Source organism: Vitreimonas sp. (assembly GCF_036392335.1).
GTDB lineage: Bacteria > Pseudomonadota > Alphaproteobacteria > Caulobacterales > Aquidulcibacteraceae > Vitreimonas.
Window position 1 is genome coordinate 19,256 of the sequence record NZ_DASVYD010000072.1, and the last position, 24,146, is coordinate 43,401.

The window sequence follows — 24,146 nt, forward strand, 5'->3', positions numbered from 1 at the left end:
GCGTTTCTTCCACTCTACTTGACACCAAAGTCATTCAACGGTTCCATCCTGCTTCCTCCCCAATTCAAGCGCGGCGTCGAAGCCTGCGCTGACGGAAGCCGCGACGCAGCGCGTTAGGGGAGGGAAGCACACATGGCGAATAAGAAGAGCGCTCTAAGAGGGTTGTTAGCGTTCTCCGGGTCGATGGTAGCGCTCGCTACAGCGGCGCCGGCGATGGCGCAGGTCTCAGGGGAAGAGATCATCGTCACCGCAACGAAGCGCGAGCAGGATATTCAGGATGTGCCGATCGCGGTGACCGCCTTGAATGCCGACCAGCTCCAAAATGCGGGCGTGGTTGATATTCGCGCCCTCCAAACCCTGTCGCCAAGCATCAATCTCAACTCGACCCAAACGGAATCGGGCGGCACGACGATGCGCATCCGCGGCGTCGGCACTACGGGCAACAATGCGGGTCTTGAGAGCGCCGTCGGCGTGTTTATCGACGGCGTGTACATTTCGCGTCCGTCCATCGCGTTGGGCGAGTTGCTCGATATTCAGCAGGTGGAAATTCTGCGGGGCCCGCAAGGCACGCTGTTCGGCCGTAATACGTCTGCGGGCGCCCTCACCATCACCACGCGCGCGCCGGACCTGCAGGATTTCGGAGGCTTCGGCAATATGACGGTCGGCGCGATCGCGGATGGCGACGATGTCGGGCTGATGTCCGCGCAATTGGGCGTCAATATCCCCATCGTCGAAGATCAGTTCGCTGTTCGTATTGCGGCAGCTGCGCGCGTCCGGGATGGGCTTTTGACCAGCACGTTCGACGGCGACGACCAGAACACGCGTGATCGCTACATGGTGCGCGGCCAGGCGTTGTGGCAGCCGACCCCGGATTTGAGCTTCCGCTTCATCGCCGATTATCAACAAGGTCGCGACGATTGCTGCGACGCGGCGGTCATCTATGAAAGTCCGTTTGCCGCGGCTTATCCGTTGGTCGGCCTTCCCGCAGGCGGCGGTGTTCTCGCAAGCGGCCCCGACGCCGTTGAGAACAGGCTATCAAACTCGGAAGGCTTCGAAGATCCGGGGGAGCAGACGGGCTACACGCTGCAAGGCGACTGGGACTTGGACTTCGCGACGCTGACCTACATAGGCAGCTATCGAGAGTCGGAATCGGCGCCCAACGTTCAAAACAGCGATTTCACCGGCCTCAACGTGTTTTCCGTCGGTGGTGCAACCGCTTCGGGCGACAACCCCAACAGCGGTCGCACGGAGTACACCTCGCACGAATTGCGTTTGGCCGGCGAAATCGGCCGTTTGAACTGGATGCTCGGATACTATTACGGGAAGGAAGATATTGATGTCGTCGCCGAACTCACGTTGGGCGGGCCGGAGGCAGGCGTTCGTTCTCCCGCCAGCAACAGCGCCGCGAGAATTGCCGGCGTTTCCATCAAGGCCAGCACCGCCGCCATATGTCCGCTGAACTCCACGCCGACGTTGCGCAGGTACTCCGCACCCGCAGCGAAGGTGACGAGGGAGACGCTGCCATAATGTGCGGCGGTGGCGGCTGCCGTGATGCGTTCGAGGCCGCAGAGTCTTCGGAGCACGAAGAACGCGACGAACGGCGTGGCGAAGCTGAACAAGATGCCGAGCGCTCCGCCCGCGACCAATTCCGGGCTCGGCCCCGCCGCGTGAGCTTCTACGCCGCCTTTGAAGCCGATCGAGAGCATGAGGTAGAGCGCCAACGTCTTGGCGGCTTGATCCGGAATGGTGAGGTCCGATCGCAGCGCTCCGGCGACGGCGCCTAACACGAAGAAGAGTATCGCAGGCGAGGCAAGGTTGGCCGCCGCTGCGGCGAGTCCAGCTTCGATCATCGTTAGCGCCCCTGAAGCCGTGGCGCACATGCGTCCCCGGCGCTCGTCACGTGCGAGCGGCGGCGAGGTGCCCGTGATCGCTTTGCCAGGCAAGGCGCCTGGCGATGAGTTTCGCAAATCGCAGCAATCGCGCCGGGTGGGCTAAGCGAAGAGCCGCGGCGTTTGGAAGGGACGCCGCGGCTTTGCAGACGTAAGTGACGGTCGCCAATCAGGAGCCGGGTCGGATCTCCTCGGTCCGTGTTCGATGGAGCGAGTAGATCATGGCGCCGCCGATCAATGCGATCGTCATGAGCAATGCCCAGTGCGGCTCAAGATAAGGCACCCAGCCGAGCTCCTTGGAGAGCCCAAAATTCCAGATGATCTTTGCGCCGATCAATACGAGCACCAAAGAGAGGCCGTACTTGAGATACTTGAAGCGCTCGACCGCCGCCGCCAGCATGAAATACATCGACCGCAGACCAAGGATCGCGAAGATGTTGGAAGTGTAGACGATAAAGGGGTCTCGGGTGACCGCAAAGATCGCAGGCACGGAATCTACCGCGAAGATGATATCTGCGGTTTCCACCATGATGAGGGCGAGGAAGAGCGGCGTCGCGTAGAGGACGGTTTTGCCGGTCAGAGGGTCTGGTTTTCTGACGAAGAAGTTGTGGTTTTCTATGCGATCGGTGACGCGCATGCGTGAGCGAACGAACGCAAGGAGTCTGTTGTCCTCAAGCCGCATCTCCTGACCATGACCGCTCACCATTTTCCAGCCGGTCCAGATCAGGAAGGCGGCGAAGACATAGAGCACCCAAGTCCACGAATTGACGACGGTCGCGCCGAGCGAAATGAAGATGGCGCGGAAGAAGATGGCGCCCAGGATGCCCCAGAACAGCACGCGGTGCTGATACTCACGCGGGACCGCGAAATAGGTGAAAATCAGCGAGATGACGAAGATGTTGTCAAATGCCAGCGCGGTCTCCAGCAGATAGCCGGTGAAGTATTGAACAACTGCTTGCTGGTTCAGATTGTCGGGCGATGTGTAATATTGCGGATCCGGTTCATAGACGAAGCCGACATACAGGCCGAAGGTCACCGCAAGGGCGGCAAAGCTGGCCCACATGAGCGCGCTTTTGGCTGGCGAAATGATGCTGTCTTTGCGGTTGAGAAGACCAAGGTCCACCCACAGCAGAAAGCCGATGAAGGACAGAAAGGCGAGCCAGAGCCATATCGGCTGGCCAGCATAGCTCGCAGTGAGGACATCCATGTGCGCGTCTCAAAAAAATGCGCGCCCGCGATCCGAAGATGCACGGGCGCGCGAGGGTGGGGAAATTACTCTTCGCGCTGCCCGAACAGAGACAGCAGAAGCTGGAAGAGGTTGATGAAATTCAAGTAGAGGCTGAGCGCGCCCCAGACTTGCGCCTTGCTGGCCACGTCGCCAGCCATGCCGTCCAGATATTCCAGTTTGAGGCGTTGCGTGTCGAACGCGGTGAGACCGGCGAAGACGATGACGCCGATCACCGAGGCGACGAACTGCAACATGCTGGACTGAAGGAAGATGTTGACCAGAAAGGCGATGACGACCCCCACCAGGCCGATCATCAAGAACGTGCCCATGCCTGAGAGTGAGCGTTGTGTGGTGTAGCCGAAAAGGCTCAACGCGCCGAACGCGGCGGCAGTCACGAAGAAGACTTGCGCGATGGAGGCGCCGGTATAGGCCTGAAGCAGGATGCTCAAGCCCACGCCCTGCAGCGCCGCCAAGCCCCAATAGAGGCCATGCGTGGCGGCCGTGGAGAGGCGGTTCGCCATGAAGGAGGCGATGAGCAACAGGCCGAGCGGCGCAAGCATGGCCGCCCAGCCGAGCAAAGTGAATTGCCCATCGCTTGAATAGAAGAGCGCGCTCGCGCCCGATTGCATCAGCAGGAAAGCTGTTGCGCCGCTCAGCGCCAAACCAGCAAACATGTAATTGTAGATGCCGAGCATGTGTTGACGCAGCCCGGCGTCATACAGAGCATCTGCTGGGATAGTCTGTACGGTTGCTCTGGGCGATCTTTGAAAGTCGTCGTTAAAGGCCATCTCTTCCGTCCTTGTAGCGTTCAAGGTTGGATCGCGGACGGAGGGCCAATCCCGCTCACGGGCTTGGGGGGCGAGGGAACGCGAGATCGATGCGCTCTCCGCCGCAATCCTCCAGTCCGACATCGCGGCGCTATGCGCCGCCAGAGGGGCCCGGCCTGGCAGGCATGTAGGTAGGGCGCAGCTTCAGAAGGAAAAGGGATCGCGTCATTAAAAAGGGAAATGCCAGAGATGGTATTTCTCAATCATGGCGGCTGCGCCGGCTGTCGAGGGATCCCAGAATGAAATTCGCAAGCCGGTCGGCCGGGACAGGCAAGGATCTGCTTGCCCGAACCAGCGCGATCTCGGCATCGGCCAGCGGGGGAAATCCGTGATCGGCGCCAAAGATGAACAGATCGTCCGGAGCCATCTCGCTGGGGAGCACTGTGACGCCCAACCCTGCGCGAAGGGCGGCGTGCTGACCTGCAAGAGAGGGGCTCGTGTAGGCGACGCGCCAGGGGCGGCCAGCTTGATCGAGCGCGGCCATCGCGCGTTTGCGGTAAACGCAAGGCGCTGGCGCCACAACGAGGGGGACGGCGGCGTCCCGAGGCAGAACGTCATCTCCTGCGCCCACCCACACCAAGTGTTCGCGCCAGACCGGTTGACCCACATTGGCGCCGATCGGCTCACGCTTGATGAGCGCGAGATCAAGTTCGCCTTGCGACATCTTTTCCATCAGATTGAGCGTCAGATCGCAGGTTACCGACAAGCTCACGTGGGGATAAGCGCGCGCGTAGTCGCCCAGAATTCCAGGCAGATGGGTCGTGGCGAAATCTTCGGGGGCCCCAAATCGAACCTCGCCTTCTAGCGAATGTTCGAACATTTCGCCGACGATCTCGTCGTTGAGCCGCAATAGCCGCCGCGCCTGGGCGAGCAACGCCTCGCCTTGTCCGGTCAACACCACTTTGCGCGGGTCGCGGCTGAACAATTCCGCATCGAGCTGTTCTTCAAGGCGCTTAATCTGCAATGATATCGTTGATTGGGTGCGACCCAAACGAACGCCGGCGCGCGTAAAACTGCTGGCTTCGGCTACGGCCACGAAGGCTCGTACGAGATCGAGATCAAGATTGACTAGGCGAGGTTTCTGCTGGGGCATGAATGCTCAAGGGGCACGAAGGCGTACGCCGAACGGTGCCCCAATCGGGCGCGCACGCCAAGCACGATAACGCCAGCCCTGGCGGGAATGGGGGGCGAAACCCACATGGTCTACATCGTAGGGAGGTCGTAGTGATTCAGTTGCGTTCGCGGCGCGACTTGCTCAAGGCGCTGAGCGCAGGTCTCGTCGTGGGGGCCTGCAGCGAGAACCCCGCCACAGGCCGCCGCCAACTTAGTCTGGTGTCGGACGAGGCCTTGGCGGCTCTGGGCCAAGAAGCTTGGGCCGATGCGCTGGCGCGCATGCCCAAGGTAAACGACCGCGCGATGCAAGCTCGTTTGGAGCGCATTGGCGAAGCCGTGGCGGCGCAGTCGCGCGCGCAAACAGCGGCTTGGGAGTTCGCTGTGTTTGACAGCGCCGACATCAACGCGTTTGTCCTGCCCGGCGGCAAAGTCGGCTTCTTTCGGGGGCTGATCGAAAGCGCTCAGTCCGACGATGAGATCGCCGCCGTGATGGGACACGAGATCGGCCATATCGAAGCGCGTCATTCGAACGAGCGCATGAGTCAGCAATTGGCGTTGCAGATCGGAGTCTCGCTCGCGGCCGCCGCGATGTCGGAGGAATATGGTCAGAACGCCGAGGCGATTGCGAGCGCGCTGGGTGCGGGCGTGCTCTATGGCGTCATCTTGCCTTATTCGCGGCTGCAAGAGCTGGAGGCGGACCGACTGGGTCTTGGCCTGATGCGCGCGGCGCGCTTTGATCCCGAAGGCGCGCTCTCATTCTGGCGGCGTATGGCCGGCGATGGAGGCGAAGCGCTGGAATGGATGTCCACACATCCCGCGGACACGCGCAGGCTGGAGGCGCTCGCAGCGCTCGTTGGGCAGTCGCGTTGATGACGGCCGCCGTCGCCGGCAACGGTGATTGGTCGGAGCGGCGGGATTCGAACCCACGACCCCTAGTCCCCCAGACTAGTGCGCTAACCGGACTGCGCCACGCTCCGACCTGCTCGCGGATGGCTGGCCGCCCGCGAGGGACGCCCTCTTAGCCTTCCCCGCCGCCCGCGGCAATGCGGGGACGCGGCCGCGCGGCGCCGGCCTTGTGAGCTTCACGCAGGGCGGCGACGAATTTGTCCCGCCAGGCCACGATGTCGTCCCTTTCCACCCCGTCCATGAGCGCCCGCCAGCGCTTCCGGCGCTCCTCAAGCGGCATGGCCAGCGCCTTCTTGATCGCGTCGGCGACGTCCTCCTGACTGAACGGATTGACGATCAGTGCGTCCTTCATTTGCGCCGCGGCGCCGGCAAAGCGGGAGAGCACGAGGACCCCCGGATCGTCTTCGTCTTGGGCGGCGACATATTCCTTGGCGACCAGATTCATCCCGTCGCGCAGGGGCGTGACCAGGGCCACGTCGGCGGCGCGATAGATACCGGCGAGTTCCTCACGCGAATGCATGCGGTGCACATTGCGGATCGGGATCCAATCCATCTCGGCGTGCGCGCCATTAATGCGGCCCGAGAGCGCATCAAGCTTGGCGAACATATCCTGATAAGCCTCGACTTCGCTGCGCGTTGCAGTCGAAATCTGCAGCAGAAAAATTTTCCGCTTCAGATCGGGGTTATCAGCGAGCAAACGATCATAGGCGAGCAAGCGTTCGTCGATGCCTTTCGAATAGTCGAGCCGGTCGACGCCCAGCAGCATTTTGCGTCCGGCTTTGCTTTCGACCATGCGATCGTAGCTCTCTTGGCCAAGAGCTGAAGTCTTCAAGCTGACAAAGGCGGCAGGATCGATGCCGATCGGGAAAGCCTGTGGGCGCACCATGCGGCCGAAGGCGCGGACGCGCCCATCGCTCAATTGCATGCCGCCGACTTCGTGCAGGACATAGGAGTTGAACGCGTTCTTCCATTCTTCGGTGTGAAAGCCCAGTACGTCATAGTGGAACATGGATTCCACGAGCTGGCGGTGGCGCGGCAAGGTCAGAATGAGTTCGCGTGCGGGCCAGGGGATGTGCAGAAAGAACCCGATTGCGTTCTTCACGCCGCGGGCGCGCAATTCGCGCGCGAGTGGGATCAAATGATAATCTTGGACCCAGACGATGTCGCCGGGTTCGATCAGCGGTACAAGCGTATCCGCGAAACGCGCGTTCACGCGTTCGTAGCCCTCGCCATAGGAGCGCTCGTATTGGGTGAGATCGATGCGATAATGGAAGAGCGGCCAGAGCGTACGGTTGGCGTAGCCATTGTAGTATTCCTCGATGTCCTGCTCCTCGAGGTCCATCGTGGCGACGGTGACGCCGTTCACCCGCTGCATTGAGAGTTGGCCGGTATAGGTGGGTGTGGAATTGCCGCTCCAACCGAACCACACGCCGGAATACTCGCGCAGCGCCGCCGAAATCGCCATGGCGAGGCCGCCCTGGCTCGAGGCGCCTTCGGGCGCGGGCGGATTGACGCGATTGGAAACGACGATTAGCCGGCTCATCGGACGGTGCTCCACGGATTGCTTAGGAGGACGGCGCAATTGATGAGGCCGGCCAGCGAATAGGTTTGCGGGTAATTGCCCCAGGGCGCGCCGGTCGCCAGGTCGCAATCCTCCGAGAGCAAACCGGCGCGGGTGCGGCGCGCCAGCATTTGCTCAAATAGCGCGCGGGCTTCCTCGCGACGACCGACAAGATAGAGCGCTTCAATAAGCCAAAAGGTGCAAAAATTGAACGCAGTCTCGGGGCGGCCGAAATCGTCTTCTTCAGCATAGCGCAGCACGTGGTCGCCGCGACGCAAGTCTCTCTCCAGGGCTTCGAGCGTGGCGAGGAAGCGCGTGTCCGTGGGGTGTAGGAAGCGGGTGTCGAGCATTTGCAAGAGGCTGGCGTCCATGCCTTTGCCGTCGAGTTCGGCGGCGAAGCGACCCAAGCTTTCGTTCCAGGCGCGCGCCTCGATGGCGGTGCGGATTTTGTCAGCGCGCGCGCGCCAGTAGGTGACGCGGTCGTTGAGGCCGAGATGCGACGCGGCGTTGGCAAGGCGATCGCATGCGGCCCAGCACATGAGCGTGGAATAGGTGTGTACGCTCGCGCGGGTGCGGAACTCCCAGAGGCCCGCGTCTGGCTTGTCGTGCACTTCGAACGCACGCTCGCCGACGCTTTCGAGTGCATAAAAATCGTCGATGCTCGCAGGCCGGAACAAGCGCGTGTCGTAGAACGCTTGCACGGTGGAGAGCACGATCTGGCCGTAGACGTCGTGCTGGTGGTGCTCGTGTGCTTGGTTGCCGACGCGCACCGGGCCCATGCCGCGATAGCCGGCGAGTTGCGCGGCTTCGGCCTCCTGCAGGATAGGTTCGAAGCCCACGCCATAGACCGGCTGGATGCGGCCGCTGGGCGTGGCGTCGATAATGTTGCGCAGATAGCCGAGATAGTTCTCAAGGATGTCGGCCGCGCCCAAGCGGTTGAGCGCTTGCACTGTGTAATAGGCGTCGCGCAGCCAGCAGAAGCGATAATCCCAATTGCGACCGCTATCAGGAGCTTCGGGAATCGAGGTGGTGAGCGCGGCCACGATGGCGCCCGTTTCCTCGTGCACGCAGAGCTTAAGCGTTATGGCGGCCCGGATGACGTCGGCCTGCCATTCCAGAGGCGTGGCGAGCATGCGCACCCAGCGGCGCCAATAGAGCGCCGTGTTTTCATGCATCTGGCGCACGCGCGCGCGCAGATCGCCTTCGAAGGGTTCGTCCGGACCGAGGAAGAACACGTGTTCTTCCTCCAAGCGGAAGACGCGTTCGCCATGGATGTGCGAAACCGGGGCGCTGGTTGTGAGGCGCATGAGGCCCGGGACGCGGAAGCGGATGTGATTTGAGCCGGAGACCGCTTCAGCCGCATGCGCTCCCCAATCGACCGCCGGACTAAGCCGCATGCGGATGCGTGGCGCACCCTTGAGCGGACGCACTATGCGGATGAAGGCGTTGGGGCGGTAGGTGCGGTTGTTGTGCCGATAACGAGGGCAGAAATCGATGATCTCGAGTTCGCTGCCGTGCGCATCCCTAAGGCGTGTCGCGAGGATCGGCGTGTTGCGTTGGTAGTGCTGGGAGACCTCGACCTCGTCGACCAAATCAATCGCCCACAGACCGTGCTGCGCCTCGGCAGGATCGCGGCCCGAGAGCAGTGCGCAGAACATGGGATCGCCGTCGACCCGCGGCGCGCAGGCCCATACAAAGCGGGCGCGACTGTCGATAAGCGCGCTCGCGGCGCAATTGCCGATCGGCGCGAGATCGAGATCGCCATATTTCATCGCACGAGTCCCGCCTGGAGCCAGGCTTGCACGGCGTTGTGATCATCAAGTCGATAAGCCGCCTCGGTGGCGCGCTGAGGGCCGACGAGAATGCCAAAGCCGCCGGCGGCGCGCGCGGCGCGAAAACCGTGTTCGTCGGTGACATCGTCGCCAACCATGATCGGCGTGCGCGACGAAAAGGCGGGCGTGCGCATGAAATTCATCAACGCATCCCCCTTGGTGTGTGGTCCACCTAGGAGCTCGATCACCATCTTGCCTTCTAGCACGCGCAAACCGCGCCGGGCGGCGATGTCTTGCGCGACGCGACGAACGTGTTGCTCGGCCTCCGGCGTGTGGCGATAGTGCAGAGCAAGGCTAGCGCCTTTGTCTTCGACGAGCGCCGGCATTTGATTGTTGCGTTGCAGGACACGGATTTCGGCAGCCGCGAACGGAATCGGCGAATGCAGATCTTCGTCGCGACGGATCTCGGCGCCGAACTTCATCTCGTGACCGTGCACCCCAGCGACGTGCGCAAATTGATCGCCGAGGAACGATTCCATGTCGGCGATGGTGCGGCCCGATATGAGCGCGACGGCGTTTGCAGCGGCGCTCTGCACGTCGGCGAGAAGCGTGCGCAAGGTGTCGCTCACGACAATCGCCTGTGGCCGATCGGCGATTTCCACAAGGGTGCCGTCAAAATCTAAAAAGAGCGCGTGCGTATGCACGTCAAATGAGGGCGGCGTTGGCAATGAAACAAGTTGAGAGTCTGGCGTCGATTGAACGCGCATGGCGATCCTTTGTGAGGCAGACGCTATCGCGTCCAAGTTTCGCGCGCGCATGGCCCGCAGCGCTTCGCCAACGCGCGACAGGGCGATTGGTTCCACACTGGGACGCAAAAAACTGTCGTGTCGCGGGGAGCGCCGCCGCTGCTACTAGGTCGCCGTCGGGGTGGTTTGCTATTGGGTTTTGTTCATCCAGCCGAAGAGGGGCTTTAGCGGGAAAATCCATATGATCCCGGCGATGGCGTAATAGATGAGCTGCGCCCAGGCCGGGATGATTGGGAAAAGGGCCACGCCCAGCGACGCCGCGAGCAGGGCGTAGATCGCGAGGTACGCCAAAAAAGCGAGGCATCCGACGGCCTTACGTGTTCGTACGTTCATGGCTTCCCCTGCGCGGCGGCGCGCCGCGTTTCCGTCGCACTCGCCGGGTTCTATGGGGAGCGACGGAGAGGACCGCAAGCATGTCCAACGATGACGTTTGGCCGCCGCGCGAGCCGTGGGTGGGCGCCTGGCTTCTAATTGTGTGCGCGCTGGTGCTGACGATGATCCTCGTCGGCGGGGCAACGCGGCTGACCGATAGCGGCCTCTCGATCACCGAATGGGATTTGTTCAAGGGGTTGACGCCGCCGCTCAGCGACTCGCGCTGGGCGGAGGAATTCGCTCTGTATCAGCGCACGATGGAATACCAAGCGCAGAACAACGGCATGACGCTTGACGAGTTCAAGCACATCTATTGGTGGGAGTGGGGCCACCGGTTCTTAGGCAAGGTAATCGGCGTTGTTTATGCGCTGCCGTTCTTCTTCTTCCTGTTCACCGGCCGCCTGCGTGGCCGCTTTCGCTTGACAATCCTGCTGTTTGCATTGGGCGGACTGCAGGGCGCGATCGGTTGGTGGATGGTGACGAGCGGTTTGTTTGATCGCTTGGACGTGAGCCCGTTCCGCCTCGCCATTCATTTGGCGATGGCCTTTGTGATCTTGGCTTTGGGCTTATGGGTGGCGCTCGGCGCGTTCGCATGGCCGAAGCAATCCTCCAAGCTCGGCATGCCGCGTTGGGCGCCGTTTGTGCTGATGGCGTTTGTGTTTGTGCAACTGATGTTCGGCGCGCTGTTGGCGGGCTCCGATGGCGGGCCGGCTTATGCGGATTGGCCAAAGATTGGCGGCGAGTGGTTTCCCTCGACCGCATTCGGGCTTGAGCCGCTCTGGCATAACTTCACCGAGGACCACGCCACCCAACACCTGCTGCATCGGAGCATGGGCTATGTCGTGGGTGTCTTCGCGCTGCTGCTCGCGCTGATTGGTCTGATCCGCGGGCAGGGGCCGGCGCGCTGGGCCGCTTTGGCCGTGGGCCTTGTGGCGCTGGGGCAGGTGGCGCTTGGGATTCACACGGTCCTGATGGCGTCGCCGTTCTGGCCGAGCCTGTTGCACCAGCTGGGCGCTGCCATTTTGTGGACGGCGGCGTTGGTTTGCGCGCGGGCGGCATGGCGGTAATCGGGCGGCATCCGATAGTACCACACACGTATCTATCTGTTCTATAACAAGAAAACATACCCCCTTGACGTCTATTCGGCGCTCAAATAAACGCGCGCCTTCGTTTCGTCAGGACTTATTCCAATGCGCACTCTTTCGACGCGCTCGGCCAAGGCCTCGGAAATCACCAACGGCTGGATCGTTGTTGATGCCGAAGGCGTGGTGGTCGGCCGCCTCGCTTCGTTCATCGCGCTGCGCCTTCGTGGCAAGCATCGCGCCGATTTCACGCCGCACGTTGATACGGGCGACAACGTGATCGTCATCAATGCCGAGAAGGTCGCCTTCACCGGCAAGAAGTTGACCGACAAGGTTTATTATCGCCACACCGGCCACCCGGGCGGCATCAAGGAGCGCGTCGCGGGCAAGGTGCTCGAAGGCAAGCACCCTGAGCGCGTTCTGGAAAAGGCCGTCGAGCGCATGATGCCGAAGGAAAGCCCGCTGGCGCGCAAGCAGCTCTCGAAGCTGCATGTCTATGCGGGCGCCGAGCATCCGCACGCGGCCCAGAAGCCGGTGACGATCGATTACAAGTCCAAGAACCGCAAGAACTCGAGGATCGGCTAATTATGACCGACACGACCCAAGGCTTCGAGTCTCTCGGCCAAATCGCAGGAATCCCGAAGGGTTCGGGCACTGAACACATCGCCATCGCGCGCGAAAAGAAGGTCGACAAGTTCGGCCGCGCCTACGCCACCGGTAAGCGCAAGAACGCGGTCGCCCGCGTTTGGGTGAAGCCGGGCAAGGGCAACATCACGATCAACGGCAAGACCAGCGACGCGTATTTCGCGCGCCCGGTTCTGCGCATGATGATCAACCAGCCGTTCAAGGTCACCGAGCGCGAAGGCGAGTTTGACGTGATCTGCACGGTCACCGGTTCCGGCCTCTCGGGCCAAGCCGGGGCGGTGCGTCACGGCATTTCGAAGGCGCTTGCCGATTTCGAGCCGGCGCTGCGCCCGGCCTTGAAGCACGCTGGCTTCATGACTCGCGACAGCCGTGTGGTCGAGCGTAAGAAGTACGGCCGCAAGAAGGCCCGTAGAAGCTTCCAATTCTCGAAGCGCTAATCGCTTCAGGATTTTGGTTTCGGGACGGGCGCCTCGGGAACGAAGCGCCCGTTTTGTTTGGGGTCCGCATGGCGAAGTTCACCTATGACGACACGGTGGCCGTGCTAGCCAGCGCGCCGGCCACTCTTCGTGCCGGCGCGCTGGCATCGGTGATTGGGATCGCTGAAGAACCTCGCCAAGGTTCATATTTCGAGCAGTTTCCGCCCGGCAATGTCTACCTGGTCGAGTACGAGGATGGCGTCGCGGTGAGCATTCACGAATCCAATTTGGAGTTGTTTCTTCCATGACGCCCAAAGTCTTCATCGATGGCGAAGCGGGCACGACGGGTCTGCAAATTCGAGAGCGTTTGGAGAAGCGGCGCGACATCGAGCTCGTCTCGATCGCGGCGGACAAGCGCAAGGATGCGGATGAGCGCCAAAAGCTGCTGAACAGCTCCGACGCGGTGATCCTGTGCCTGCCGGATGATGCGGCGAAAGAAGCCGTGGCGCTGATCGAGAACAGCAAGACAAAAGTGATCGACGCGTCGACCGCGCATCGCGTGGCGCCCGACTGGGCGTACGGCTTTGCCGAGATGAGCAAGGATCAACGCGCCAAGATCGCCGCCTCCAAGCGCATCTCTAATCCAGGCTGCTACCCGACGGGTTTCATCGCGCTGGTGCGGCCGCTGGTGGAGGCGGGGATCGTGCCGCGCGACTGGCCGCTGAGCGTCAATGCCGTGTCCGGCTATTCGGGCGGCGGCAAGAGCATGATCGCTGAGTTTGAGAATGCCGGCGCGCCGGAATTCACGAACGTGCCGTTCCGCATTTACGCGATGGCGCAAAAGCACAAGCACGTGCCGGAGATGCGCGAGTATGCGGGTCTCGCGCATGGACCAATCTTTGCGCCGAGCGTCGGGCGGTATCTGAAAGGTATGATCGTCGAGGCGCCCTTGCCGCTCTGGGCTTTGCCGAAGAAAGCGAAATTGGCGGATGTGCACGCCGCGCTGGTGGTGGCGTATGAGGGCGAGCGTTTTGTGAAAGTGGCGTCGCTGGAGGAAGCGAGTGCAACGAAGACGCTCGATCCGGAAGGCCTGAACGGCACGAACGATCTGAAGCTCTACGTCTTCGGCCACGACGACGAAGTGCGCTTGGTCGCGCTGCTGGACAATCTCGGCAAAGGCGCAAGCGGCGCCGCCGTGCAGAATATGAACATTGCACTGGGGCTGGATGAGGGCGCTGGGCTTTAAGACGCCCCCCTTCCGCAAGGGAGAGTGTCTCTGAGTTCTACTCCGACCGCACCTTCACGTACTCGCCCGGCGCGTCGCACAACGGCTGCAGTTCGCCGTCGCCCGGCCTACGCGCGTCAACATCTTCGCCGCTGATGCGCGTGAGCCAGGCGTCCCAGTGTGGCCACCAGGAGCCGGGGTGTTCAGTGGCGAAGGCTTGCCAATCTTCGAGCGCGCCTTTGAGGTTTGGATTGGTCCAATACTGATATTTCTGCGCGCTGGGATGATTGATTACGCCCGCGATATGGCCGGAGCCGGCGATGATGTATTCGACTGGGCCGCCATAGGCGAGCGCGCTGCGATAGACGCTCTTGGCCGGCGCTATGTGATCTTCCTTGGAGCTTTGCAGAAAGATCGGGATGGTCACGTCCTTGAGCGAGAGCTTCTCGCCCATGACCGTCATCTTGCCTTCGGTCAGCGCGTTGTCGCGATAGAACTGGCGCAGATAGAAGAGGTGTAGCGCTTTTGGCATGCGCGTTTGATCGGCGTTCCAATAGAGCAGGTCGAACGGCGGGGGCTGCTTGCCGATGTAATAATTGTCGACCACGTAATTCCAAACGAGGTCGTTCGAGCGCAGCGCATTGAAGGTGTTGGCCATCGTCTGTGCGCTCAGCACGCCGCCATGTTGATCCATTTCGCCTTCGAGAAATTTGATTCCTTCGTCGTCGGAGAAGACGAGCAGGTCGCCGGCGTATTTGAAATCGGCTTGGCTGGCGAAGAACGTCGCGCTCTGGATGCGCTTGTCGCCTTTCTTGGCCATGTGTGCGAGCGTCGCCGCGAGAAGCGTGCCGCCGACGCAATATCCCACAGTGTTCATGCGATCGACGCCGGCCGCCTTCGTCACGGCGTCAACGGCGGCGTAGATGCCTTCGCGCATATAATCTTCGAAGCCGACATCGGCCATGTCCTCGTCCGGATTGACCCAGGACACGAGGAATACGGTGTGACCTTGATCCAAGAGCCAGCGGATCATCGAATTCTTCGGCTGCAGATCGAGGATGTAGAATTTGTTGATCCACGGCGGGAAAATCAGCAGCGGGACTTCATGCACCTTCTCGGTGGTCGGATTGTATTGGATCAATTCGAACACGCGATTGCGGAAGACGACCTTGCCGGGCGTGGTGGCGACATTTTCACCGACCTTGAAGGCGTCGAGATCGGTCTGCGAAATCGCCAACATGCCTTCGCCGCGCTTCAAATCCTCGGCGAGATTCTCAACGCCCTTCAGCAAGCTTTCGCCGCCAGTTTCGAAAAGCGCGCGCAGCGCCGCCGGATTGGTCAGCAGGAAGTTGGAGGGCGACGCCGCGTCCACGGCTTGCTTGATGTAAAATACGGCTTTGCGCTTGGTGGCTTCTTCAACGCCCTCCGCTTTTTCCACCAGGTCGGTGATGAATTGCGACGTCGCCAGATAGCTCTCCCGCAGCAGTGAGAAGGCTGGGTTCGAGCGCCACTCGGGATCCTTGAAGCGCTTGTCGCGCACCGGGCCTTCATCAGGCTGATTGCCAGTGAGCATATAGGCCGCGTGCTTTTGCCAAATCTCGGCGTAGCGCTGCCAGAGCTGCGCGTGCGCGTCGCGCAGCGTCTCCGGCTGTTGCGCCAGATGCGACCAGACCTCGTTCAGCGCCATCTGCATGCCGAGCGGATCGGGCTGCCAGTTCGCGGGGTCTTTGGCCTGGTCGATGAAGGCGGTGGAGAGGACCTGGTTGGTCCGTGTCATCGCTTGGGTGAGGTTGGCGGAGAGCGCGGCAAGGCTCTCAGCCGTTTGCGCCATGATGACTTCGTTGAGCGGGGGCGGGGTCTCGACCGGCTTCGGAGCCGGCGCCGCTTTGGCCGCGACGGCGGCTTCCGTCGCGACGGTGGCGGCCGGCTGGGTTTTGGCCTTGGCTTTACTGGCGCGCTTGCGCTTGGGCTTCGCGCCCGCTGCGGGCTCGGCTACGGCCGCCGGGGGCGTTTCCACCCCGGCCACCGGTCCCGCGGCCGTTTCTGCGCCGTCAGCATCCGTCATCGCGCTCTCCCTATGGCCGGAGTGTAATGCCGCTTCGCCTGGTGGCGCAAAGGCGAACCCTAGTATAGACGAACCTAAAGGGGGCCGGAATCGAGCCCAAGGGAAGACGGGAATGCGCGCAGCGATCTTCGTAGCGGCGAGCCTCATGGCCGCAGGTTGCGCCAGCGCCGGCGAAACGCCGGACTGGCTTGCCGAGCGCTCGGCGGCCGCGGACGAAGCATATCCCGATTTGCATGCCGTCCCGCGCACGCACGACGCCAATGTCGATCAAGCCCATTGGGCGGCGGTCGAGGCGGAGATGCTGGCGCTTGGTCAAGCGATCAGGAGCAATCCGCGAGCGGCTCCGGCCGCACAAACGGAAAGCCCGACTGAGTTTCTCGAAGAGGCCCAGCGCGACCTCGAAGAGACCCGTCAGTCGCACACGCCCTGATATTTCTTCCCTAACGTGATCCGCTCGCGCGCGGGTCCGCATCCCTACCGAGCCCATGAGCACGTCTGACTTTCACAAAATCCGCCGCCTGCCGCCGTACGTCTTTGAAGAGGTCAACAAACTGAAAGCGCGTCTGCGCACTCAGGGGGTGGACATCATCGATTTCGGCATGGGCAATCCTGACCTGCCGGTGCCGCCGCATATCGTCGAGAAGCTGGTTGAGACCGCGCGCAAGCCGCGCACCAATCGCTATTCAGCCTCGCGCGGCATTCCTGGCCTGCGCAAGGCGATGGCCGGCTATTACGAGCGCCGGTTCGGCGTGAAGCTTAATCCCGACACGCAGATCGTGTCGACGCTGGGCTCCAAGGAAGGCTTCGCCAACCTCGCGCAAGCGATCACGGCGCCGGGCGATGTGATCATCGCGCCGAACCCGTCCTATCCGATCCACGCCTTCGGCTTCATCATGGCCGGCGGCGTCATCCGTTCAGTGGAAGCGCATTCGCCGGAGCAATATCTGAGCGGGCTTGGCCGCGCCGTGCGCCATTCTGTGCCGCCGCCGATCGCCCTGATCACGTGTTATCCGGCGAACCCCACGGCGCAGACGGCTGATCTCGATTTCTACAAAGAGGTCGTCGCGTTCGCCAAGAAACACGAAATGTTCGTGCTTTCCGATATGGCCTATTCGGAGATTTACTTTGAAGGCGACCCGCCGCCGTCCGTGCTGCAAGTGCCAGGCGCGACCGATGTCGCTGTTGAAGTGAACACCTTGTCGAAGACCTATTCGATGGCCGGCTTCCGTGTTGGGTTCGCGCTCGGCAACGAGCGCCTGATTGCAGCCTTGGCGCGGGTCAAATCTTATCTCGACTACGGCGCCTATACGCCGGTGCAGGTGGCAGCCGCCGCGGCGCTGAACGGGCCGCAGGATTGCGTCGCCGAAATGCGCGACATCTACAAGAATCGTCGCGATGTGCTGCTCGACTCGTTCGCCAAGGCTGGCTGGATATTGCCGAAGCCAAGCGCGTCCATGTTCGTATGGGCGGAACTCCCGGAGCGTTTCAGACATCTAGGCTCGGTCGAATTCTCGAAGCGCCTGATGGAAGGCTCCGAGATCGCCGTGGCGCCGGGCGCGGGCTTTGGCGAATACGGCGACAATTACGTCCGCATCGCGTTGGTTGAGAATGAGCAACGCATTCGCCAAGCGGCGCGTAATCTGAAAAAGTTCCTGCAATCGAACGCTGCGGCGGCGGAGTAAGACGATGGCGAAGAAACTCCGCGTCGGCGTGGCCGGCCTGGGCACGGTTGGCGGCGGGCTGCTGAAGCTCTTTGCCGACGACGCCAATCGCCTGAACGAGAGGCTCGAAATCACGGCCGTGTCGGCGCGCAATCGCACGCGCAATCGCGGCGTGGATATTTCGCGTTACCAATGGTTCGACGATCCGGTCGAATTGGCGGCCAACCCCGAGATCGACGTTCTCGTTGAACTTATTGGCGGTTCGGACGGCCCCGCAAAGCGCGCCGTGGAAACCGCGCTCGAGCGCGGGGCGCACGTGATCACGGCCAACAAAGCGCTGCTCGCTGTGCATGGTTCGCGCCTCGCGGAAATTTCCGAACGCACCGGCGCGAAATTGCTGTTTGAAGCCGCCGTCGGCGGCGGCGTGCCTATGGTGAAAGCCGTCAAGGAAAGCCTCGCCGGCTGCCGTGCGAGCGCAGTCGCGGGGATTCTCAATGGCACCTGCAATTACATCCTCACCGAGATGGAGCAGGCCAGCCGTTCGTTTGAAGACGTGCTCGCGGACGCGCAACGCTTAGGTTACGCCGAAGCCGATCCAACCACGGATGTCGGCGGTTTTGACGCCGCGCACAAGTTGACGATCCTCTCGGCGATCGCCTTCGGCTCGCGACCTGACTACGACCATGTGCGGATCGAGGGCATCGAGCGTGTCTCGCTGACCGATATCAGACTTGCCGGCAAGCTCGGTTATCGCATCAAGTTAATCGCCAAGGGCGCGTTCGACGGCAGCGCCGTGTCGATGCACGTGAGCCCGGCGCTGTTGGCGTTTGATCATCCGTTGGCGAACGTCGGCGGCTCTCTCAATGCGCTCGTGGTGGATGCGGATCCTGTCGGCCAACTCACCTTCATCGGCCGCGGCGCCGGCGAGGGGCCAACGGCGGCTTCGGTCGCAGCGGATATGCTCGATCTGGCGGAGGGCCGCAGCGGCTATGCGTTTGGTCGCCCGCTGGCGCAACTTGCGGAAGCGCCGCGCGCGGCGCCGGCCGAGTTTGGTCGCTTCTACGTGCGCCTCATGGTGCTGGATAAGCCAGGGGTTGTGGCTGCGGTCTCCGATCGCCTCGCTCACGAGAGCATCTCAATCGAGAGCTTCCTGCAAATGCCGGGTCACGAGGGGCCATCGGTGCCGATCGTGCTCACGACCCAATCGTGTGCACGTGCAGCATTGGAGAAAGCTGTGGACGCGATTCAGCGTCTCGATGTTGTCGCTGAAGCCCCGTACGTTATGCCGATAGAAGAATCCGGCCACAGAGCACGGACCTGGAGTAAGGGATGAACGCCATCACCGACGATCTCGCGTTTGCCGCGGTTCGTGCGCCAGTAGCTGCAGCAATTGCGGCGGCGCAGTTCACCGGACGAGGCGACGAGAGAGCGGCGGATCAGGCAGCGGTCGATGCGATGCGCGCGGCGCTGAATGCGCTCCCCATCAAGGGCCGCGTCGTCATCGGCGAAGGCGAACGCGACGAAGCGCCGATGCTTTATGTCGGGGAGGAAGTCGGCAAGGGGGTGGGGCACGCGCTCGACATCGCACTCGACCCTCTCGAAGGCACCACCCTCGCGGCCAAGGCCAAGTCTAACGCCATGTCGGTGATCGCGCTGGCGCCAAAAGGCGGCTTGCTGCATGCGCCCGACACCTACATGGACAAACTGGCGATCGGACCAGGCTACGAAGAAGGTGTCGTCGATCTCGACAAGCCGGTGGAGCAGAACGTGCGCGCTTTGGCGCGGGCGAAAGGCGTGACGGTGCAGGATATCGGCGTCTGTGTACTCGACCGTCCGCGGCACGGCGGCATCATTGAGGCGCTACGCACGGTGGGCGCGCGGGTGCATCTCATCGGCGACGGCGACATTGCAGGCGTTATCAATTGTACGAATCCGGAGACTGGGATCGACATGTATGTCGGCTCCGGCGGCGCGCCCGAGGGCGTGCTGGCTGCGGCCGCGCTGAAGTGCGTCGGCGGGCAGTTTCAGGGGCGGCTCGTCATTCGCAACGATGAGGAACGTCAGCGCGCCGAGCACGCCGGCATTGGCGATTTGAAGCGTCGCTATACGCTGGACGAATTGGTGAGTGCTGACGCCATCTTCATCGCCACGGGCGTGACCACAGGATCGCTTCTCGACGGCGTAAAATCCGTCGCCGGGATTGTGCACACGAATAGCATCGTCATGAATTCGGCGACGCGTACGGTGGCCGATCTGCGGTTGAAGCAGCCGGTCGCCTGATCGCCGCCCCCGTCGCCTGATGCTGGGTTTGCGGGTTCCGCTCGTAATACACCGTCAGAGGCGCGGATGGGGCTCCGGCAGGCAGCTGCGTGTGCGATGCTCGCCCATGCGCCAGAGCGATTCGGTTAGACAATCATGAGCGCCGCGTTGAAGCTGGAGACGGGCACGGCGTTTCTTGGCGTTGAGCGCTCGCTTACAGGGCGGCGCTGGCGCTCCCGCGACGCTGATCTCGGTTTGGTCGAGGCGTTTCGTCGCCGGTACTCGTTACCGGAGATCGCGGCGCGACTCTTGGCGGCGCGTGGCGTTTCGATGGAAAGCGCGCCGACTTTCCTTGAGCCTACGCTGAAGGCGCTGTTTCCCGATCCCTCCACCTTCCAGGACATGGATGAGGCGGCCCGCGTGATCGAGGATGCGATCGTGAGCGGGCGCTCGTGCGCCGTGCTCGCCGACTACGATGTTGATGGCGGTTCGTCCGGCGCCCAACTCGTGCGCTATTTTCGTGCGCGTGGGCGCGAGCTGAAAATCTACGTGCCGGATCGCATGACTGAGGGCTATGGCCCCTCAATCGTTGCGTTCGAGCGTTTGAAGGCGGCGGGCGTGGAGCTTGTCATCACCGTAGATTGCGGCGCGGCGGCGGAGGGGCCGCTGAATGCGGCTGCCGATCTCGGAATCGATGTCGTCGTGCTTGATCACCATTTGATGAGTGGGCCGCCGCCGAAGGCGCGGGCGGTGGTGAATCCCAACCGCTTGGACGATCGATCTGGCCAAGGCCATTTGACGGCGGCGGGCGTCGTGCTGGTGGCGATGGCGGCCATCAATCGCGAAGCGCGGCGGCGTGGATCAATTGGCTCGAACAATCTGCCCGATCTGATGCAGATGCTCGATCTGGCCGCGATTGGGACAGTCTGCGACGTGGCCCCGCTGACCGGCTTCAATCGCGCAATCGTGGCCCAAGGCCTCAAAGTGCTGCGCAACGGCAAGAATATCGGCATGGCCGCCCTGGCGGAGAATGCTGGCCGCAAGGGGCAAGCCAGCGTCTATGATTTTGGCTTCATTCTGGGGCCGCGCATCAATGCAGGCGGCCGCGTTGGCGATGCGTCCCTCGCAACACGCTTGCTGTCCACGGAAGATCCTGACGAAGCGCGGGAGCTTGCCGCGACGTTGGAGGCGCTGAACCAAGAGCGTCGTCAACGTGAAGCGGAAATGCTCGCGGAAGCCGAAACCAACGCGATCGCGGAAGCGGAGAAGCACAACGTCGTCATTGTCGGCTCGCATCGCTGGCATCCAGGCGTCATCGGCATTGCAGCAGGTCGCCTGAAGGATCGGCTGATGAAGCCGACTATCGTGCTGGGCGGTGTGAGCGAGCACGAGCCGGCGAAAGGGTCCGGGCGCTCAACGCCCGGTGTCAATCTCGGCGCAGCGGTTGCCGCGGCGAAGGAGGCCGGGCTGCTGATTAATGGCGGCGGGCACGCGGCGGCGGCTGGCCTCACAGTGGAGTGGGGCAAAGTCGAAGCGCTGAAGGAATTCCTGTCCGACCGGCTCGCAGGCGAGCTCTCGGCGTCCGCCGGCGAAGCGCGGGCGTTATCCGTGGACGCCGCAGGCGCGATTGGCGCCCTCGACCTCGACCTCATCGATGCGCTCGACCGTATTGGCCCCTATGGGCAGGGGCATCCCGAGCCGCTCTTTGCGCTGCCGAATGTGCGCGTCTCCTTCGCCAAGCTCGTTAAGGAGGATCACGTTCGCTTCACACTCGAAGATACACGCGGCGCGCGCATCGGCGGCATCGCCTTTCGCGCCATGAAGAGCCCCCTGGGTGAGGCGATGATGAAAAAGGATGGGACCTACCATGCCGCGGTCCGGGTCAAACGGAACGACTGGAACGGCAATGTTCGGGCGGAGGTGGAAATCGTCGATCTGGCGGAGGCCAAAAGTTAGCGCTGCGGGGCGCTTGCCAGGGCGGTCGGGCGCCTCTATATGGCCGTCTCCCGCGCGCCCAGGGCAACTTGGGCGGGCCACGCGGGCCCTTCGTCTATCGGTTAGGACGTCAGGTTTTCAACCTGAAAAGAGGGGTTCGACTCCCCTAGGGCCTGCCACTTTCCCGCCTTCGCTCTCGTGCTAGAAGCGCCCCTAACAGGGGACCTCTGATGCTGTTTAAAGCCGTACGTGCACTGGGTTTGGTGTTGGCGCTTGGTCTGGCGGCCTGTGCACAGCCCGCGCCGCGCGTCGACGCCGTGTCAGGCTTGGAGCTGGAGCAGCTCACGGTCGAAACGGCCAATGGCCCCGTACACTTTACCGTCGAAATCGCCGACGATGAGCGCGAGCGCAATCAGGGTCTCATGTATCGTCGTAGTCTGGCGGATGACCGCGGCATGCTGTTTCACTTCCAGCAGCCTGAACACGCCAGCTTCTGGATGCGCAACACGATGATCTCGCTGGACATCATTTTCGTCGGAACGGATGGGCGCGTTCTAAACATTGCCGGGCGGACGACGCCGTATTCCGACGCGCCGATCCCATCCTCGGGGCTAACGCGGGGAGTCCTGGAAATCCGTGGAGGACGCGCCGAGGAACTTGGGATCCGACCTGGGGACCGCGTGCGGCACCGCATCTTCCAGTAAACGCGTTGCGGTGCGCGCCCGCCCGTGGCAACAGAGCCGCCCAGTCGGGGTATAGCTCAGCCTGGTAGAGCGCCAGCTTTGGGAGCTGGATGTCGAGAGTTCGAATCCCTCTGCCCCGACCAACCCCTTTTACTTGAGTCATGGCAATTAATGCGCGCACCGGGTTGGATGCACCTGTAGCGTGCATTCTATTAACCCAATTTGGGTCACCATCCGACCGGCACGGCCAAAAGGCAGAGGGGCGGGCGAGATGGGCATGTTCTCAGGACGCGCAGAAGCGGCGGCGGAAGCAACGCGCACGAGGGATATCGAGGCAAAGCTGGCGGCGATCGGGCGATCACAAGCGCTGATCGAGTTTGAGCCCAATGGCACCATCCTTTGGGCCAATGACAATTTTCTTGGCGCGATGGGCTATGGCCTCCACGAGATCGTCGGTCAACATCACCGCATCTTCATGGATTCGATGGAGCGCGAGAGCGAGGCGTATCGTGAGTTCTGGCGTAAGCTGCAGAACGGGCAGTTTTATTCGCAAGTCTTCCGGCGCGTCGCGAAGTCTGGGGCCGAGGTTTACATCCAGGCGTCCTACAATCCGGTGCTCGATGACGCAGGCAAGACGATCAAAGTGATCAAGATCGCCTCGGACGTGACGGCGCAGGAACAACGGCGCATTCAATTGGAAGCCGAACGCGCGGCAAAAGAAGCAGAGCAAAACAGCGTCGTCGCGGCGTTGGCGGAGGCGCTGAAGCGCCTCTCGGACGGTGATCTCACCGCCTCAATCGATGATGCCTTCCCCGAGAGCTACGAACGGCTTCGTATTGACTACAACGCCGCCATTTCCGCGATGCATGAGGCCATTAGCGCCGCGGCTGACGTCGCGCGCGGTATGCAGAACGGCACGCAAGATTTGGCGAGCGCCGCGGACTCGCTTTCGCGCCGCACCGAGCAACAAGCTGCGAATCTCGAAGAGGCCGCCGCATCGCTCGATGAAGTTACAGCGACCGTTGGCACAACCGCCCAAGGCGCCAACCACGCCAATGCTGTGGTGCGTCAGGCCAAGCAAGAGGGTGAGCGCTCGGGTGAGATCGTTCAGACGGCGGTGGCCGCGATGGGAGAGATCCATCGCTCCTCCGGCCAGATCGGCCGCATCATCGGCGTGATCGATGAGATCGCGTTCCAGACCAATCTGCTGGCGCTCAATGCCGGCGTCGAGGCCGCGCGCGCGGGCGAGGCGGGCCGGGGCTTCGCGGTAGTGGCCAGCGAAGTGCGCGGATTGGCGCAGCGTTCGTCCGAAGCGGCGCGGGAGATTAAGATTCTGGTCTCTACGGCGGCCGACGAAGTGGAGAAGGGGGTCGAGCTGGTGAACGCCACCGGCCAGTCCTTGCGTGGTATCGTGGCCCAGATTTCCGAGATTTCCCAAATCGTTGAGCAAATCGCGGCTGGGTCACAAGAACAGGCCACCGCGCTGAAGCAAGTCAACAGCGCCGTTAACGAAATGGATCAGATGACGCAGCAGAATGCGGCCATGGTCGAGGAGAGCACGGCCGCGAGCACGTCGCTGGCGCATGACGCCGAGCAACTCGCGGCGCTGATGGCGCGCTTCACGGTGGCGAATGCTCCTGTGGTGCAAACCTGGCAACCGCGTAGCTCTTCGGCGCAGGGGCAGCGCCGTCGCGCTTGATG

General features: G+C 62.3%; 22 protein-coding genes, 3 tRNA genes and 1 pseudogene. 16 read left to right on the top strand and 10 right to left on the bottom strand.

Going from position 1 to position 24,146, the window contains the following annotated elements:
* Positions 1 to 213 precede the first annotated feature (213 nt).
* Positions 214 to 1,527, top strand: coding sequence for a TonB-dependent receptor (locus VF769_RS17030; protein ID WP_331009634.1), 1,314 nt, complete (start codon positions 214 to 216; stop codon positions 1,525 to 1,527).
* Here VF769_RS17030 and VF769_RS18480 read toward each other — a convergent pair.
* The 4 genes and pseudogenes from VF769_RS18480 to VF769_RS17050 form a co-directional block, all read right to left on the bottom strand.
* A pseudogene (locus tag VF769_RS18480) lies at positions 1,446 to 1,880 on the bottom strand (sodium-dependent bicarbonate transport family permease); the annotation flags it as partial. The gene VF769_RS17030 and the pseudogene VF769_RS18480 sit on opposite strands and share 82 nt — an antisense overlap.
* A gap of 178 nt (positions 1,881 to 2,058) precedes the next feature.
* Positions 2,059 to 3,096, bottom strand: coding sequence for a TerC family protein (locus tag VF769_RS17040; protein WP_331009636.1), 1,038 nt, complete (start codon positions 3,094 to 3,096; stop codon positions 2,059 to 2,061).
* 65 nt (positions 3,097 to 3,161) lie between these two features.
* Positions 3,162 to 3,905, bottom strand: coding sequence for a Bax inhibitor-1/YccA family protein (locus VF769_RS17045; protein ID WP_414731786.1), 744 nt, complete (start codon positions 3,903 to 3,905; stop codon positions 3,162 to 3,164).
* 238 nt (positions 3,906 to 4,143) lie between these two features.
* Complete coding sequence (locus VF769_RS17050; RefSeq protein ID WP_331009638.1) at positions 4,144 to 5,037, bottom strand: LysR substrate-binding domain-containing protein; 894 nt, start codon at positions 5,035 to 5,037, stop codon at positions 4,144 to 4,146.
* 131 nt (positions 5,038 to 5,168) lie between these two features.
* Between VF769_RS17050 and VF769_RS17055 the strand changes: the two genes are divergently transcribed.
* Complete coding sequence (locus tag VF769_RS17055; RefSeq protein ID WP_331009639.1) at positions 5,169 to 5,927, top strand: M48 family metallopeptidase; 759 nt, start codon at positions 5,169 to 5,171, stop codon at positions 5,925 to 5,927.
* A gap of 29 nt (positions 5,928 to 5,956) precedes the next feature.
* Here the strand turns inward: VF769_RS17055 and VF769_RS17060 are convergent.
* From VF769_RS17060 to VF769_RS17080, 5 genes are all read right to left on the bottom strand, one after another.
* Positions 5,957 to 6,034, bottom strand: a tRNA-Pro gene (locus VF769_RS17060).
* Positions 6,035 to 6,075: 41 nt separating this feature from the next.
* Entirely contained in the window at positions 6,076 to 7,506 is a 1,431-nt protein-coding gene (locus VF769_RS17065) for an alpha,alpha-trehalose-phosphate synthase (UDP-forming) (protein ID WP_331009640.1), read from the bottom strand.
* Complete coding sequence (locus VF769_RS17070; protein WP_331009641.1) at positions 7,503 to 9,296, bottom strand: glycoside hydrolase family 15 protein; 1,794 nt, start codon at positions 9,294 to 9,296, stop codon at positions 7,503 to 7,505. Before VF769_RS17070 ends, VF769_RS17065 begins: the two co-directional genes overlap by 4 nt.
* Complete coding sequence (gene otsB, locus VF769_RS17075) at positions 9,293 to 10,114, bottom strand: trehalose-phosphatase (RefSeq protein ID WP_331009642.1); 822 nt, start codon at positions 10,112 to 10,114, stop codon at positions 9,293 to 9,295. The genes VF769_RS17070 and otsB overlap by 4 nt, the downstream gene beginning before the upstream one ends.
* 117 nt (positions 10,115 to 10,231) lie before the next feature.
* The gene (locus VF769_RS17080; RefSeq protein ID WP_331009643.1) at positions 10,232 to 10,435 is read right to left on the bottom strand and encodes a DUF2842 domain-containing protein; all 204 of its coding nucleotides are present in this window, start codon (positions 10,433 to 10,435) and stop codon (positions 10,232 to 10,234) included.
* An 80-nt stretch (positions 10,436 to 10,515) separates the two neighbouring features.
* Here VF769_RS17080 and VF769_RS17085 point away from each other — a divergent pair, with 80 nt between their 5' ends.
* The 5 genes from VF769_RS17085 to argC all read left to right on the top strand — a co-directional run bounded on the left by VF769_RS17085 (position 10,516) and on the right by argC (position 13,863).
* Positions 10,516 to 11,541 carry a COX15/CtaA family protein gene (locus VF769_RS17085; protein ID WP_331009644.1) on the top strand — a complete coding sequence of 342 codons (1,026 nt, stop codon included), beginning with the start codon at positions 10,516 to 10,518 and terminating at the stop codon, positions 11,539 to 11,541.
* A 123-nt stretch (positions 11,542 to 11,664) separates the two neighbouring features.
* Positions 11,665 to 12,141, top strand: a complete 477-nt coding sequence (gene rplM, locus VF769_RS17090) for a 50S ribosomal protein L13 (protein ID WP_331009645.1) — start codon at positions 11,665 to 11,667, stop codon at positions 12,139 to 12,141.
* A gap of 2 nt (positions 12,142 to 12,143) precedes the next feature.
* Complete coding sequence (gene rpsI, locus VF769_RS17095; RefSeq protein ID WP_349258161.1) at positions 12,144 to 12,638, top strand: 30S ribosomal protein S9; 495 nt, start codon at positions 12,144 to 12,146, stop codon at positions 12,636 to 12,638.
* Positions 12,639 to 12,706: 68 nt separating this feature from the next.
* Positions 12,707 to 12,925, top strand: coding sequence for a hypothetical protein (locus VF769_RS17100; RefSeq protein ID WP_331009646.1), 219 nt, complete (start codon positions 12,707 to 12,709; stop codon positions 12,923 to 12,925).
* Complete coding sequence (gene argC / locus VF769_RS17105; protein WP_331009647.1) at positions 12,922 to 13,863, top strand: N-acetyl-gamma-glutamyl-phosphate reductase; 942 nt, start codon at positions 12,922 to 12,924, stop codon at positions 13,861 to 13,863. The genes VF769_RS17100 and argC overlap by 4 nt, the downstream gene beginning before the upstream one ends.
* Positions 13,864 to 13,900: 37 nt before the next feature.
* Here argC and phaC read toward each other — a convergent pair whose 3' ends face one another.
* Entirely contained in the window at positions 13,901 to 15,907 is a 2,007-nt protein-coding gene (phaC, locus tag VF769_RS17110; RefSeq protein WP_331009648.1) for a class I poly(R)-hydroxyalkanoic acid synthase, read from the bottom strand.
* Between the two features lie 112 nt (positions 15,908 to 16,019).
* Here phaC and VF769_RS17115 point away from each other — a divergent pair, with 112 nt between their 5' ends.
* The 9 genes from VF769_RS17115 to VF769_RS17155 all read left to right on the top strand — a co-directional run bounded on the left by VF769_RS17115 (position 16,020) and on the right by VF769_RS17155 (position 24,144).
* On the top strand, positions 16,020 to 16,337 hold the full coding sequence (locus VF769_RS17115; RefSeq protein WP_331009649.1) for a hypothetical protein: 318 nt from the start codon (positions 16,020 to 16,022) through the stop codon (positions 16,335 to 16,337).
* Positions 16,338 to 16,392: 55 nt separating this feature from the next.
* Entirely contained in the window at positions 16,393 to 17,589 is a 1,197-nt protein-coding gene (locus VF769_RS17120) for an LL-diaminopimelate aminotransferase (protein ID WP_331009650.1), read from the top strand.
* 4 nt (positions 17,590 to 17,593) lie between these two features.
* Entirely contained in the window at positions 17,594 to 18,901 is a 1,308-nt protein-coding gene (locus VF769_RS17125; protein ID WP_331009651.1) for a homoserine dehydrogenase, read from the top strand.
* A complete protein-coding gene (glpX, locus tag VF769_RS17130) occupies positions 18,898 to 19,848 on the top strand; it encodes a class II fructose-bisphosphatase (RefSeq protein ID WP_331009652.1) in 951 nt (316 codons plus the stop codon). Before VF769_RS17125 ends, glpX begins: the two co-directional genes overlap by 4 nt.
* 135 nt (positions 19,849 to 19,983) lie before the next feature.
* Positions 19,984 to 21,783: a single-stranded-DNA-specific exonuclease RecJ gene (gene recJ, locus VF769_RS17135; protein ID WP_331009653.1), complete on the top strand. Its 1,800-nt coding sequence runs from the start codon at positions 19,984 to 19,986 to the stop codon at positions 21,781 to 21,783.
* Positions 21,784 to 21,866: 83 nt separating this feature from the next.
* Positions 21,867 to 21,941 (top strand) — tRNA-Glu (locus VF769_RS17140).
* Positions 21,942 to 21,992: 51 nt separating this feature from the next.
* Complete coding sequence (locus tag VF769_RS17145; protein WP_331009654.1) at positions 21,993 to 22,466, top strand: DUF192 domain-containing protein; 474 nt, start codon at positions 21,993 to 21,995, stop codon at positions 22,464 to 22,466.
* A gap of 45 nt (positions 22,467 to 22,511) precedes the next feature.
* Positions 22,512 to 22,588, top strand: a tRNA-Pro gene (locus VF769_RS17150).
* Positions 22,589 to 22,722: 134 nt separating this feature from the next.
* The gene (locus tag VF769_RS17155; protein WP_331009655.1) at positions 22,723 to 24,144 is read left to right on the top strand and encodes a PAS domain-containing methyl-accepting chemotaxis protein; all 1,422 of its coding nucleotides are present in this window, start codon (positions 22,723 to 22,725) and stop codon (positions 24,142 to 24,144) included.
* The last annotated feature ends 2 nt before the right edge of the window (positions 24,145 to 24,146 follow it).